This is a genomic window from Kitasatospora sp. NPDC127035 (assembly GCF_042726075.1).
Lineage (GTDB): Bacteria > Actinomycetota > Actinomycetes > Streptomycetales > Streptomycetaceae > Kitasatospora.
Window position 1 is genome coordinate 56,708 of the sequence record NZ_JBHXDN010000024.1, and the last position, 12,942, is coordinate 69,649.

A 12,942-nucleotide genomic window follows, 5' to 3' on the forward strand; every position below is an offset into this window, starting at 1 on the left:
GGCGGTCACGGCGACACGACCGCCGGCGGGCGGCGGGGCCACCTGCGGGCGCTTCGGGGCCGCCCTCGTGCCGGGGGTCCGGTCGCCCGCGGGGGCCCGGTCACGGCCCTCCGGGGCGACCGGTGCTCAGGGCCGGTACCCCCGGGTGGCGAGGGCCAGGACCTCGCCGAGGAGCTCCGGACCGTCCGCGCTCCCGACGTGGGCGGGATGCGCCTCGACCAGCGCCGACACCGGCCGCCGGCCGCCGCCCCGCACGGGGGCCACCCGGACCGCCCAGATCGCGAACCCGGTCCGGGCACGGTGCAGGTGGAGCACCCCCTCGGAGGTGTAGGACTCCCACGGCTGCTCCGTCCCGCGCGGGCGCAGGCCTCGCCTGATCCGCTGCCACTCGTCCTCGCTCCAGACCACGTCCGGGACGGGACACGGGCGCGGCAGCCGCAACGGCTTCGGGGAGCCGCGCTCCGGCGCGTTCGCCACACCGCCCGGCTCGACGAAGGCCCAGGCGGGCAGCGGTTCGCGGGCCGCCGTCCAGGCGGCGGGGATGCCGCCCGCCCCGGTACGGGCCGCGACCACACCGCCGGTGATCGCTGCCACGGTGTCCATGTCCCCGCCGGCGCTCACGGCCTCCCAGAGCGCCCCGCGGTAGTCGGTGAGACGGCGGGCCGCGCACCAGAGCGCGTACGGGACGGTGTCGGCGGCGCTGACCCGGCTGCCGTTGCCGAGCACCTTCGCCACGGCCCCGAGGTCACGTTCGTCCAGCAGTGCGACCGCCTCGGTCAGGCCGTCCCGCACGGCTCCGAACGGCGTGAGGTCCCGCACCGACTCCAGGAAGCCCCTCGCGGTCACGGGCTCCGCGCGGGCCCGTACCGCGCAGGCCGCGGCCACCGCCACGGCGATCGCGCCGTCCACGGCCTGCGGGTGGGTGTGGGTGATCGCCGCGCTGTCGGCGGCCGGCTCGACCGCCGCCCCCGGGTCGTCGGCGTACGCCGCCCCCAGCGGGGCGACCCGCATCGCGGCGCCGTTGCCGTACGAGCCCTGGCCGTCGAAGAGTTCGGCGGCCAGTACCTTGGCGTCACCGCCCTCGCGGACCAGCCGGAGCAGCCGGTTGGCGGCCGGGCCGTAGCCGCGGTCGAAGTCGTGGCGCCGGGCGAAGCCGTGGGTGAGGTCGAAGGTGTCGACGGCCCCGCGCTCGGTGTGCGCGGCGTACACCGAACAGGCCATCTCGGTGTCGTCGGTCCACGGCCAGGGGCCGGGCGGGGCGGTGCGGGCGGCCAGGTGGGCCCTGGCCGTGGCGGGAACGAAGAACTGCGCGCCGAAGGCGTCGCCGACCGAGAGGCCGTCGAGCGCGTCGAGCGCGGGGCCGGCGTGAGGAGTCGTCATCGGGCCCCAGCCCACCCGTCCGACCGGTCCTGCGTCAACCCCGCATGACCCATGACTCCCCGCACGGGCGACGTTTCGCATACCGCCGACCCGGGCGGGAAGCACCCCGGGCATGACCCGCGCCATCGGACCCGTCGACCCGCTGCTGCTGCTCGGCGCCGACCAACAGCACATCGTCACCCGTGCACAACTGCACGGGCTCGGCGTCCCGTCCGGCACCATCGCCCACCGCCTGCGGCCGGGCGGACCGTGGCAACAGGTGCTTCCCCGGGTGATCTGCCTGCAGACCGGACGGCTGACGTCCCATCAACGACTGCGCGCGGCACTCGCGTACGCGACGCCCAAGGGCCGGGCGGACGGGCCCGCCGGAGACGTGCTGCTGACCGGCACGGCCGTCCTGGCCGACGCGGGGCTGCCGTCGGCCGGGCACCCGGCCGACCTGACCTCGGTGGACGTCCTGATCCCGGGCCCACGACGGGTCTCCGACCGGGGGTTCGTGCGGATCCACCGTGCGGCCGGAGCGATGCCGGGCGGGTACGAGCGCGACGACGGGCTCCGGAGCACGACGGTCGCCCGGGCGCTGGCCGACCTCGCACCCCGGGAGAGCGGACGGCGCCGGTTCCGGGCGCTCTGCGCCGAGGCCGTCCAGCGGCGGCACTGCGAACTCGGCGAGCTGCTGGACCAGTTGATGGCCCGGCCGGACGCGCTCGACCTGACCGGGCTGGCCGGGGTGGTGGAGGAACTGGCCGCCGGGGTCCGCTCGGTGGTCGAGGGCGAGGCCCGGGACGCGGTGCGCGGCTCCGGGCTCCCGGAACCGCTCTGGAACCCGGTCCTCCTGCTGGACGGGCGGTTCCTGGCCGTGCCCGACGCCTACTGGCCGCAGGCCTGCGTCGCGCTGGAGATCGACTCCCGGGCCTGGCACCTGCGCCCGGCCGACCACGAGCGGAGCCTGACCCGGGCCAACCGGCTCACCGTGGCCGGCCTGCCGGTGGTCCGCACGACCCCGCTCCAGCTGCGGCGCGACCCGGCGCCCGTGCTGCGGGAGCTGGCCGTGCTGCTCGCCGGGGGACCGCACGGCCCTCGGGCCCGGATCACCTGGCGGCGGGCCCGGTGATCCCGGCGCGGCCGGCCCCACGGGCTGCGCGGAGACGCGGAGATGCGAAGACGCGGAGACGCCCGGCGGCGGCCGACGGCGTACGCAGGGACGGGCAGGGGGCGGCGGGTCAGGAGACGGCAGGCGTGACGTCGGTGGGCGCGGCGTCGGTGGGCGGGGGGACGGTGTCGGCGGGGGCGGTCGCCGTGGTGGCGGCAGTGGCGGCGCCGGCGGCCTCGGCGGCGGCCACCAGGCGCTGGAGTTCCGCGAGGTGCTCGGTGAGGGCCCGCCGACCGGCCCTGGTCGCGACGAGCCAGGTGCGCGGACGCCTGCCGACCGCGCCCTTCCTGACCTTGAGGTAGCCGGCCTGCTCCAACGCGGTCGCGGCCTTGCTGAGCACCGAGTCGGAGACCTCGCAGTGGTCGCGGACGGTGCCGAACTCGGCCTCCGCGCAGGCGCTGAGGAAGGCCAGCACGGTGAGCCTGGTCGGGTGCTGGAGCAGCGGATCGAACGGGGCCGCCATCAGTGGGCCGCCGCGTCGCGCCGGATCCGCTCCGCCAGCCACCCGGTGACCGCCCAGAACGCCGCACCGGCCGCGAGACCGGCGGCCGCACCTATCCAGCGCACACCGCCACCGGCCAGCAGGACCAGGCCCGAGGCGGCCCCGGCCGCGGCGAACACCCCGAGGACGGCCAGCACGATCAGGCCGCCGTAACCGGGAGCCGGCCGGTGCACGATGCCCGCCTCGCGCATCGCGATCCGGGCGAGCGCACCGGTCAGGGCGGCGAAGACCACGCCGAACACGCCGCTCAGCCAGGAGACCCCGGCCCCGATCGCCTGACCGACGCCGGTCCCGTAGACGGTGAACGCCACCGCGAAGGCCGGGCCGTACCAGCCGGGGAGCCGGCCGGAGGCCTGGGCGGCCGCCTTGGCGCGGTCGGCGAGGCGCAGCGCCTCGGCTGCGGGAAGCGCGGGTCGGACGGGCTCGGAGCTGCTCATGGGATCCCCCTGCGGTGCGGCCCTCCGGGAGAGCGCCGTGATGCTCTCACTATGGCATCTACTTTCCGAGCTGGAAAGTACTTTCGCTGGTGGACCGCTCGGCACTGCCCGTCGGCGGCCGGACCGGTCGGCGGCCGGACCGCCGGTGGCGGCACCGTCAGCAGCGGACGTCGATCTCCTGGAAGGTCGCGTAGTGGTCGGCGGTCCAGAACTGCTCGCCGGACTCGCCGGTGACCACGCGACGGGCGCCACGGTCGGCGGAGCCGGGGGTGACGACGGTGAACTCGTGGTAGTAGCCGGAGGTCTTGCGGGGCAGGCGGCTTTCACGGTTCTCGAAGACGATGCCGTCCGAGCGGTACGGGTACGGGCCGCCCTTGGCGATCAGGCCGAGCGTGTCACGGGCCTGGACCGGCAGCCCGGTGCGGCAGACGTCGGCCATCGCCGGGTCGGTCGGCACCCAGGTGCCGGCGGGCGCGGGCGTGCCCGGGGCGGACGCGGTGCCCGCGGGCGGGGACGGCTTCGGTGCGGTGGACCTCGGTGCGGTGGGCCTGGGCCCGGTGGACTTCGGCGTCGCCGGACCGGTCGAGGACGTCGCGGAGGCCTCGGGCGTGCTGTCGCCGGCGTCGTCCGACAGGACGTACCCGACTGCGGCGGCGAGCACGCAGAGCAGCACGGCCAGGGCGGTGAACAGGCGGTTTCTGCTGGTCATGGGCCCAGCTTGGCAGCCACCCGGGCCCGGACCGGGCAACCTCGCGCGTGGCCGCCGACACACCCGCCGGCACCGCTGTTCCGAGGAGGGCTGCGGGGTGAGGGGGTGGCGGGCCCGCCGGCCCGCCCGACCCGCCCGGCCCGGCGGTCGTCCGCTCGCGGTCCGGCCGTGGTGGCCCGGCCGAGCCCGGCCGAGCCCGGCCGTGGAAAAAGCAGCGGCCGGGACGGGGACGGACGCCGTTGTCCGTTCCCGCCCCGGCCGCCTCACGTACGCCGGTTCTCCTGCGCCGAGCTCCGGTGTACGCCCCTCCCGGGTGGAGGGGATACGGTCAGCGATTCGACCGTGCCGAGGGGCTCAGAGCCCTCAGCGCGAGTCGCTGCCCGCAGTCTCGATGGCGGCGCGGCCTGCCTCCAGACGCGCCACCGGGATCCGGAAGGGGGAGCAGGAGACGTAGTCCAGCCCCACCTCGTGGAAGAAGTGCACCGACTCCGGGTCGCCGCCGTGCTCGCCGCAGACGCCGAGCTTGAGGTCGGGGCGGGTGGCCCGGCCGGCCTCGACGGCGTGCTTGACCAGCGCGCCGACGCCGTCGCGGTCGATGGTCTCGAACGGGGAGACCCCGAAGATGCCCTTCTCCAGGTAGGCCGTGAAGAAGGAGGCCTCGACGTCGTCGCGGGAGAAGCCCCAGACCGTCTGGGTGAGGTCGTTGGTGCCGAAGGAGAAGAACTCGGCGGCCTCGGCGATCTGGCCGGCCGTCACGGCGGCGCGCGGCAGCTCGATCATGGTGCCCAGCTTGATGTCCAGCTGGACGCCGGTGGACTGGGCGACCTCGGCGAGGACGCGCTCGCACTCGTCGCGGACCAGCTCCAGCTCCTGGACGGTGCCGACCAGCGGGATCATCACCTCGGGGCGCGGGTCCCCGCCGGCCAGCTTCCGCTCGGCCGCGGCCTCGGCGATGGCGCGGACCTGCATGCCGAACAGACCGGGGATGACCAGGCCGAGGCGGACGCCGCGCAGACCGAGCATCGGGTTCTGCTCGTGCAGCTTGTGCACTGCCTGGAGCAGGCGCAGGTCGTTCTCGTTCGGGTCCTTGCGGGCCTCGGCGAGGGCGACGCGCACCGACAGCTCGGTGATGTCGGGCAGGAACTCGTGCAGCGGCGGGTCGAGCAGCCGGACGGTGACGGGCAGGCCGTCCATCGCCTGGAAGAGCTCCAGGAAGTCGCCCTTCTGCAGCGGCAGCAGGGTGGAGAGCGCGGTCTCGCGGTCCTTGTCGTTGTCCGCGAGGATCAGGTGCTCGACCTCCTTGCGGCGCTCCTCCCCGAGGAACATGTGCTCGGTGCGGCAGAGGCCGATGCCCTGGGCGCCGTACCGGCGGGCGCGCCCGCTGTCCTCGGCGTTGTCCGCGTTGGCACGCACGGCGAGCCGGCGACGGCCGTCGGCGTGCGACATCAGCCGGTGCACGGCCTGGACCAGACCGCCCTGGACGTCGGCGCCCGCGTGCAGGGTGCCCTCGAAGTACTCCACCACCGGGGAGGGGAGCACGGGTACCTCGCCGAGGTAGACCTTGCCGGTCGCGCCGTCGATCGAGACGACGTCGCCCTCCTCCAGCACCAGGCCGTCGGCGGTGGTCATCCGGCGGCGCTTGGTGTCGACCTCCAGCTCCTCGGCCCCGCAGACACAGGTCTTGCCCATGCCGCGGGCGACCACGGCGGCGTGCGAGGTCTTGCCGCCGCGCGAGGTGAGGATGCCCTCGGCGGCGATCATGCCGTCCAGGTCGTCCGGGTTGGTCTCGCGGCGGACGAGGATGACCTTCTCGCCGGAGCGGGACCACTTCACCGCCGTGTAGGAGTCGAAGACGATCTTGCCGATCGCGGCGCCGGGCGAGGCGGCGAGGCCCCAGGCGATCTGCTTGGACGTGGAGTCGGGTGCGAAGCGCGGGAACATCAGCTGCGAGAGCTGGCCGCCGGTGACCCGCATCAGGGCCTCGTCCAGGTCGATCAGGCCCTGGTCGACCAGCTGGACGGCGATCCGGAACGCGGCGGCGGCGGTGCGCTTGCCGACCCGGGTCTGCAGCATCCAGAGCTTGCCGCGCTCGATGGTGAACTCGATGTCGCAGAGGTCGAGGTAGTGGTTCTCGAGCTTCTGCATGATCGCCATGAGCTCGTCGTACGACTTCTTGTCGAGCTTCTCCAGCTCGGCCAGCGGCAGGGTGTTGCGGATGCCGGCGACGACGTCCTCGCCCTGCGCGTTGGAGAGGTAGTCGCCGTAGACGCCCTGGGTGCCGGTGGAGGGGTCACGGGTGAAGGCGACACCGGTGCCGGAGTCCTCGCCGAGGTTGCCGAAGACCATGCTGCAGACGTTGACCGCGGTGCCCAGGTCGTTCGGGATGCGCTCCTGGCGGCGGTAGAGGCGCGCCCGGTCGCCGTTCCAGGAGTGGAAGACGGCGTGGATCGCGAGGTCCATCTGCTCGCGCGGGTCCTGCGGGAAGGCCCGGCCGGTCTCGCGCTCGACGATCGCCTTGAACACCTCGACGAGCTGCCGGAGGTCGGCGCCGTCCAGGTCGAGGTCGTTGGTGGTGCCCTTCGCGTGCTTGGCCTCGTCCAGGGCCTCCTCGAACAGCTCGCCGTCGACGCCCAGCACGGTCTTGCCGAACATCTGGACCAGGCGACGGTAGGAGTCCCAGGCGAACCGCTCGTTGCCGGACTGCGCGACCAGGCCGACCACGGAGGCGTCGGAGAGGCCGATGTTCAGGACCGTGTCCATCATGCCGGGCATGGAGAACTTGGCGCCCGAGCGGACCGAGACGAGCAGCGGGTCGTCGGCCTGGCCGAGCTTCTTGCCCATCTCCTGCTCAAGGGCGTCCAGGTGGGCGCCGATCTCCTCGTGGAGGGAGGCGGGCTCGCTGCCGGTCTCCAGGAAGACCTTGCAGGCCTCGGTGGTGATGGTGAACCCCGGAGGGACGGGGAGCCCCAGGTTGGTCATCTCGGCCAGGTTCGCGCCCTTGCCGCCGAGAAGGTCCTTGAGGTCCTTGTTTCCTTCAGTGAAGGAGTAAACAAACTTCTGCTGGGACGACACGGGTCGGTCTCCTCGCACACGGTTGCCCTGACGCCGGAGAACATACCCATTTCGAAGGCACTTCTGCGCCGCCAATAGGCCGTACGAGGCTGGTACCCAGGGGTAACCCGATAGATCGAATGCACCTAAAGGCGTTCACCTCTGTTGGCGAAATCGTCCGGATGACGCGAGCTAGTGTTCAAGTCTTGAACGCTACGAAACAGGAAGATCACACAGGCGGGACGCAGGGTAGCGGTCGGCCGTGCAAGCTGACGCCTCGGCTTGATTTCCTGCACCCTGAGCGCGCGATCCGCCGCCACCCCCTTCGGGAAGCGATTCGCCGGCGACTTGTTCATTTCGTCCTGTCGGCCGCCTTCTACCGGCACCGTATGTGGCAAGCGTCACCAGCGCATCTCACCGCTTGAGCGTAGACCGGATCCGCCGATCGTCGCACTCCGTCCAGAAACGTGCTCTCTCCGTGATGTTCGGTTGCCAAAAGGGAGCCCTCTTGGCCAGATTGGCCAAGAGGGCTGGGACAGGGTGGCGAGAGGCCTTCGAGGGGCCATTTCGCCGCTATGGACAGATCATCCGCCAGATGTGTCCGATTCGGCGTCTGCACCCGGGCGGGCGCAGTCATACGGATCGTCCAACCATCCCTCGGGCAGAACCACCCGGTTGTTGCCGCTCGTCCGTCCGCGGGGGCCGTCGGCACCGGCCGGCCAGGCCTGCGACTGCTCCACCAGGGCGAGGGTTTCGGCCAGTTCGGCCAGGGAGGAGGAATTGGCGAGCTTCACGCGAAGCTCCGAACCGACCGAGAAGCCCTTGGTGTACCAGGCGACGTGCTTGCGGAAGTCGATCACACCGCGGGCCTCGTCGCCCAGCCACTCACCGAGCAGCTGCGCGTGGCGGACCATCGCCCGCGCCACGTCGGCGAAGGTCGGACGGGCGTAGTCCACCTCGCCCTCGAAGATCGACACCAGGTCCCGGAACAGCCACGGACGGCCCAGGCAACCGCGCCCGACCACCACACCGTCGCAACCGGTCTCGCGCATCATCCGCAGCGCGTCGTCCGCCGACCAGATGTCCCCGTTGCCGAGCACCGGGACGTCCGCCGGAACGGCCTCGCGCAGTCGGGCGATCGCCGACCAGTCCGCGGTGCCGCCGTAGTGCTGGGCGGCGGTGCGCCCGTGCAGGGCGATCGCCGACACGCCCTCCTCCGCGCCGATCCGCCCGGCGTCGAGGAAGGTGAGGTGGTCGTCGTCAATGCCCTTGCGCATCTTCATGGTCACCGGGAGGTCGCCGGCGTTGGCCACGGCCTCACGGAGGATCTCGCGCAACAGGTTGCGCTTGTACGGCAGCGCCGAGCCGCCGCCCTTGCGGGTCACCTTGGGGACGGGGCAGCCGAAGTTCAGGTCGATGTGGTCGGCCAGGCCCTCGTCGGCGATCATCCGCGCCGCCTTGCCGACGGTCACCGGGTCCACGCCGTACAGCTGGATCGAGCGGGGCTTCTCGCTCGGGTCGAACTTGATCAGCTGCATGGTCTTGGCGTTGCGCTCCACCAGAGCCCGCGTGGTGATCATCTCGGAGACGTACAGCCCCTTGCCGCCGCTCTGCTCACGGCAGAGGGTGCGGAACGGCGCGTTGGTGATGCCGGCCATCGGCGCCAGCACGACGGGCGGCCAGACCTGCATCGGACCGATGTTCAGCGGCGCGAACTCGGTGCTGGTCGCGGTGGGTGCGGGCGTGACTGTCATGCGCGGCTGACCTCGGGGAAGGGGGTTCGGGACTCTTCATTGTCCCCCACCCGGCGGACGGGACCGGGAGTAGGCCGCCGCGGGGCCCGGACGGCCGGCGGACGGCGGCGTTGGCGGAGCCCCCGTGGCCGGGCCGCGGGCCGCAGGCCGCGAGACACGGGCCGCGGGGGCACGAGCTGCGGGGGCACGGGCCGGGTCAGCCGCCCGACGCGCCGGGAGAGGAGAGGACCGTCACCGAACCGGAGGTCACCGAGACACGGACCTGGTTGGTGCTGGACTGGTCGGCCAGCAGCGGGTCGATGTGGCGGCTCCCCGAGACGGTGCCCCCGTTGAAGCGGTAGACCGAACCGCGCGGCAGGCCCAGGGTCACCGACCCCGACGTGGCGCCGATGTCCACGGTGCGCGGCGCCTGGGCGAAGGAGAGGTCGACCGAGCCCGAGGTCGCCCTCACCTCCACCGCGGCGGAGGTGAGACCGGCGCCCTTCACCGCACCGGAGGTGGTGCCGGCGACCACCGGGCCGGAGAGGTCGGCCAGCAGGATCGACCCCGAGGTGGAATCCAGCCGGACCTCCCCCGTCACCCCCCGCACGGACAGGCTGCCGGAGGATCCCGTGCCCTCCACCGAGACACCGACCGGCACCTCCAGCTCGATCTCCGCGCCGCAGCCGAGCTTCGCCACCGGCATCACCTGGCTGCAGCGCATCTCCACCCTGAGGTCGCCGCGGTCGAAGAGCACCGAGATGACGGGCGGTCTGATCATCCAGTCCAGCTCCTGGCGGACCACCACCTCGCCCTCCCGCCCCGGACTGATCCGGACCGTCGCCGAACCGGTGTCCAGCACCACCTTGCTCACCGCCACCGGGTAGGACTTCTCCGACTCCGTCCGCTGCTGCACCGCCATCGCCCAGGTCTGTACCGCGCCGATGACCAGCGTCACGGCCAGAGCCAGGACGCCGAGCACCCGCCACATCCGGTGCACCCGCCTCCCGGTGCCGTTCCCCGTCCCCTTCTCCCTTGGCTCGTGCTGCTCGTGCTGCTCTCGTTGCTCTCGTTGCTCCTGGTCGCGCCGCCTTCCCGCCATGGACTACCCGACCTCCAGGAACCGCAGCACCGCCAGCACCCGGCGGTGGCTGTCGTCGGCCGGCGGCAGGTCGAGCTTGGCGAAGATCGAGTTGATGTGCTTGGCCACCGCGCTGTCGCTGACCACAAGAGCGGCAGCGATCGCGGTGTTCGACCGGCCCTCCGCCATCAGGCCCAGCACGTCCCGCTCCCGCGGGGTCAGCCGCTCCAGCGGATCGCGGTGACGGCGGACCAGCAGCTGGGCGACCACCTCCGGGTCGAGCGCGGTACCGCCGTCGGCGACCCGCTGCAGCGCGTCCACGAAGTCGTCCACGTTGGCCACCCGCTGTTTGAGCAGGTATCCGACCCCGCTGGTGTTGGTGGCCAGCAGATCGGCGGCGTACCGCTCCTCCACGAACTGGGAGAGCAGCAGCACCGCCACCTCCGGCCACTGCCGGCGGATCAGCAGTGCGGCCCGGACGCCCTCGTCGCTGTAGCCCGGCGGCATCCGTACGTCCGCCACCACCACCCCCGGGCGGTGCTCCTCCACCGCGGCGAGCAGTGCCTCGGCGTCCCCGACCGCGGCGACCACCTCGAAGCCCACCGCCTCCAGCACCTTGACGAGGCCGACCCTGAGCAGGACCGAGTCCTCGGCGATCACAGCACGCACGGCAACTCCACGGAGATGGTGGTCGGGCCCCCGAGGGGGCTGAGAACGGAAAGGGTGCCGTCGACCGAGGCGGTGCGCTTGCGCAGACCGGTCAGCCCGGTGCCCCGCGAGGCGTCCGCCCCGCCGACGCCGTCGTCGCTGACGACCAACCGCAGCCGACCGCCGGCCGTCCGCACCGAGAGCTGCACCCGGGAGGCCTTGGCGTGCTTGGCGACGTTGGTCAGCGCCTCGGAGACGGTGAAGTAGGCGACCGCCTCGACGGTCGGCGCTATGTACTCGGCCAGGTCGACGTCCACCCGCACCGGGAGCGGGGCGCGGGCCGCGATACCGGAGAGTGCCGCGTCCAGGCCGCGGTCCTCCAGGACCGCCGGGTGCAGGCCGCGGACGAGGTCGCGCAGCTCGTCGATGGCCGCCTGGGCCTCCTCGTGCGCCTCGACGATCACCTGCATGGCCTCGGGCGGGACGTCCTTGAGCGTGCGCCGGGCCAGGCCCAGGTTCATCGCGAGCGAGGTGAGGCGCTGCTGGGTGCCGTCGTGCAGGTCGCGCTCGATCCGGCGGCGTTCCGCGTCGACGGCGTCCACCAGGCCGGCCCGGCTCTCGACCACCTCCTCGATCCGGTGCTCCAGTGCCTCCGCCCGACCCGGCCCGAGCAACCGCACCGCCGCGACCTTCTCCAGCCGGGCCAGCAGGGCCACCGCCCAGGGCAGCACGGCGAGGATCACTAGACCGCCCACGGTGAGCGGGACGTCCAGCTGGAACCACTTCTGCCGGACCGGGGTGGAGTGCGGCATCAGCCAGGCCCAGCCGAACACGGTGCTCGCCACCAGGGCCGCGCCCCAGGCGTACACGGCCCCCATCGCACCGACGGCGAGCAGGGGGCCGGCCACCAGGTGGTAGCCGACCTGCCGCCAGCTGACCCCGGTGCGCAGCCTCGTCAGGAGGCCGGACGGGACGCCGACCGGCCGCAGCAGCGGGCGCACCTCCACGCCGCGCAGCACCCGCAGTCGGCTGCGCTGGGCGGTCGTCAGCGGGCGCAGGCAGAGCAGGACCAGACCCAGGAGGAGGAAGGTCAGTTTCGGTGTCACGGCGGCGGTCAGGACCGGGAGGGCCGGCGGGATGCCGGAGGCGATGAAGAGGGTGTCACGCCGGGCGGCGGCCGACCACGGGGGCCGGGCGGCGCCCCTGGCGAGCGCGCGGCGCAGCGTCGTGGAGGGCATGGCCGACAGCCTAGGGCGGCATGATCGTCACCCACCATGAAGGGGGCTGCCGAGAAAGGGTGTACCTGGGTACACCCTCGATTCGGTTCGGCGCACTACCGACAGCGACGCCCGCCGACGCCACGCTTGTCGGTATGACGAGCCTCGCACCGCACTCCGCCCACCCGCCGCACGGGTACCCCGTCTGCTGCCCGGCCCATTCCGCCGCGGCCGCCGTCGCCGAGGGGCGGCTGCCGGTCGGGCCGACCGGTGACCTGCCGGGCGTGCCCGTCGGCCCGGCCGGGCCGTGGTCGGTGCGCAGCGTGCGGGCGGGCCGGAGCCGTGGCCGGACGGCCCTGGAGGTCTACGAGTACGGCGAGTTGGTGGACGTGCTCGTCGCGTCCCGGCTCGGCGCCGGGCTGCTGCGCGGCGCCCGGTGCTGGACGGTCCCCGGGCCGGGCGGCCGTGGCGGCGCCGGGCGGTTCGCGGGCAGCGGCAGGCGCCGGGTCCGGCACGGGATGGCCTGGGGGCGGCTGCCGCGCGGCGGCGCGGCGCCGTCCGTCGGGTTCACCGCCGCCCCGGCCGCCGGGCGACTGCTGCGCCGGCCGGGGCGGTCGGCCCCGGTCGTCGAGGTGGCCGAGGTGGTCACGGTGGCCGGACAGTTGTGGCTGGCCTGGGCCGAGGGGGTGTTCGGCGGCGTGCTCGTCGAGACGGCGGACGGCGCCGCGTCCGAACGACGGCCACTGGAGCGGGTCCGCCACCGGGCCGGGGCGGACGCCCTCGCCGAGTGCGGAGGTGCCGGATGAGCGCCGTCCTCCCCGTCCGGCCGGGAGGTCTGCCCCGGTGGTCCCTCCACCTCGCCGTCGGCGCCCGCACCCGCGCCCGCGCCGAGCGGGTACCGGCGATCGCCGCGCTGGCGCTGCTGCCCTGGCTGGCCGTGCTCGTGGCCGCCGGCGAGACGGTCTGGGTCGTCCTCGACCTGCTCGAACTCGCCGCCCTGCTCAGGCTGGACGCCTCGCTGCGCCAACGCG

General features: G+C 73.6%; 11 protein-coding genes. 2 read left to right on the plus strand and 9 right to left on the minus strand.

Features of this window, described 5'->3' with window-relative positions; all coding sequences use genetic code 11:
* Window positions 1-126: 126 nt before the first annotated feature.
* Window positions 127-1,380 carry an ADP-ribosylglycohydrolase family protein gene (locus ACFWIC_RS18605; protein WP_380519436.1) on the minus strand — a complete coding sequence of 418 codons (1,254 nt, stop codon included), beginning with the start codon at window positions 1,378-1,380 and terminating at the stop codon, window positions 127-129.
* Between the two features lie 112 nt (window positions 1,381-1,492).
* Here ACFWIC_RS18605 and ACFWIC_RS18610 point away from each other — a divergent pair, with 112 nt between their 5' ends.
* The gene (locus ACFWIC_RS18610) at window positions 1,493-2,494 is read left to right on the plus strand and encodes a hypothetical protein (protein ID WP_380519438.1); all 1,002 of its coding nucleotides are present in this window, start codon (window positions 1,493-1,495) and stop codon (window positions 2,492-2,494) included.
* A 109-nt stretch (window positions 2,495-2,603) separates the two neighbouring features.
* On the opposite strand, the gene ACFWIC_RS18615 is transcribed toward ACFWIC_RS18610, so the two are convergent.
* From ACFWIC_RS18615 to ACFWIC_RS18650, 8 genes are all read right to left on the minus strand, one after another.
* Window positions 2,604-2,996 (minus strand): transcriptional regulator, encoded by a 393-nt coding sequence (locus tag ACFWIC_RS18615; RefSeq protein ID WP_329951523.1) that lies wholly within the window; start codon window positions 2,994-2,996, stop codon window positions 2,604-2,606.
* Entirely contained in the window at window positions 2,996-3,472 is a 477-nt protein-coding gene (locus ACFWIC_RS18620) for a hypothetical protein (protein WP_329879007.1), read from the minus strand. The genes ACFWIC_RS18615 and ACFWIC_RS18620 overlap by 1 nt, the downstream gene beginning before the upstream one ends.
* 157 nt (window positions 3,473-3,629) lie before the next feature.
* The gene (locus ACFWIC_RS18625; protein ID WP_380354004.1) at window positions 3,630-4,181 is read right to left on the minus strand and encodes a ribonuclease domain-containing protein; all 552 of its coding nucleotides are present in this window, start codon (window positions 4,179-4,181) and stop codon (window positions 3,630-3,632) included.
* A gap of 363 nt (window positions 4,182-4,544) precedes the next feature.
* Window positions 4,545-7,253: a pyruvate, phosphate dikinase gene (gene ppdK, locus ACFWIC_RS18630; protein ID WP_329879009.1), complete on the minus strand. Its 2,709-nt coding sequence runs from the start codon at window positions 7,251-7,253 to the stop codon at window positions 4,545-4,547.
* Window positions 7,254-7,816: 563 nt separating this feature from the next.
* Complete coding sequence (dusB, locus tag ACFWIC_RS18635; RefSeq protein WP_329879010.1) at window positions 7,817-8,986, minus strand: tRNA dihydrouridine synthase DusB; 1,170 nt, start codon at window positions 8,984-8,986, stop codon at window positions 7,817-7,819.
* 196 nt (window positions 8,987-9,182) lie between these two features.
* Window positions 9,183-10,067 (minus strand): DUF4097 family beta strand repeat-containing protein, encoded by an 885-nt coding sequence (locus tag ACFWIC_RS18640; protein ID WP_380519441.1) that lies wholly within the window; start codon window positions 10,065-10,067, stop codon window positions 9,183-9,185.
* A 3-nt stretch (window positions 10,068-10,070) separates the two neighbouring features.
* The gene (locus ACFWIC_RS18645; protein WP_329879012.1) at window positions 10,071-10,715 is read right to left on the minus strand and encodes a response regulator transcription factor; all 645 of its coding nucleotides are present in this window, start codon (window positions 10,713-10,715) and stop codon (window positions 10,071-10,073) included.
* Window positions 10,703-11,932 carry a histidine kinase gene (locus tag ACFWIC_RS18650; protein ID WP_329951519.1) on the minus strand — a complete coding sequence of 410 codons (1,230 nt, stop codon included), beginning with the start codon at window positions 11,930-11,932 and terminating at the stop codon, window positions 10,703-10,705. The genes ACFWIC_RS18645 and ACFWIC_RS18650 overlap by 13 nt, the downstream gene beginning before the upstream one ends.
* A gap of 134 nt (window positions 11,933-12,066) precedes the next feature.
* On the opposite strand from ACFWIC_RS18650, the gene ACFWIC_RS18655 reads away from it, so the two are divergent.
* A complete protein-coding gene (locus tag ACFWIC_RS18655) occupies window positions 12,067-12,717 on the plus strand; it encodes a hypothetical protein (RefSeq protein ID WP_380519443.1) in 651 nt (216 codons plus the stop codon).
* Window positions 12,718-12,942: the final 225 nt, after the last annotated feature.

What these genes read in the sequence shown, in the direction of transcription:
- ACFWIC_RS18625 (WP_380354004.1), bottom strand. Translation starts at nt 4,181, where the DNA reads ATGACCAGCAGAAACCGCCTGTTCACCGCCCTGGCCGTGCTGCTCTGC.
- ACFWIC_RS18605 (WP_380519436.1), bottom strand. Translation starts at nt 1,380, where the DNA reads ATGACGACTCCTCACGCCGGCCCCGCGCTCGACGCGCTCGACGGCCTC.
- ACFWIC_RS18640 (WP_380519441.1), bottom strand. Translation starts at nt 10,067, where the DNA reads ATGGCGGGAAGGCGGCGCGACCAGGAGCAACGAGAGCAACGAGAGCAG.
- ACFWIC_RS18610 (WP_380519438.1), top strand. Translation starts at nt 1,493, where the DNA reads ATGACCCGCGCCATCGGACCCGTCGACCCGCTGCTGCTGCTCGGCGCC.
- ACFWIC_RS18655 (WP_380519443.1), top strand. Translation starts at nt 12,067, where the DNA reads ATGACGAGCCTCGCACCGCACTCCGCCCACCCGCCGCACGGGTACCCC.
- ACFWIC_RS18650 (WP_329951519.1), bottom strand. Translation starts at nt 11,932, where the DNA reads ATGCCCTCCACGACGCTGCGCCGCGCGCTCGCCAGGGGCGCCGCCCGG.
- ACFWIC_RS18615 (WP_329951523.1), bottom strand. Translation starts at nt 2,996, where the DNA reads ATGGCGGCCCCGTTCGATCCGCTGCTCCAGCACCCGACCAGGCTCACC.
- dusB (WP_329879010.1), bottom strand. Translation starts at nt 8,986, where the DNA reads ATGACAGTCACGCCCGCACCCACCGCGACCAGCACCGAGTTCGCGCCG.
- ACFWIC_RS18620 (WP_329879007.1), bottom strand. Translation starts at nt 3,472, where the DNA reads ATGAGCAGCTCCGAGCCCGTCCGACCCGCGCTTCCCGCAGCCGAGGCG.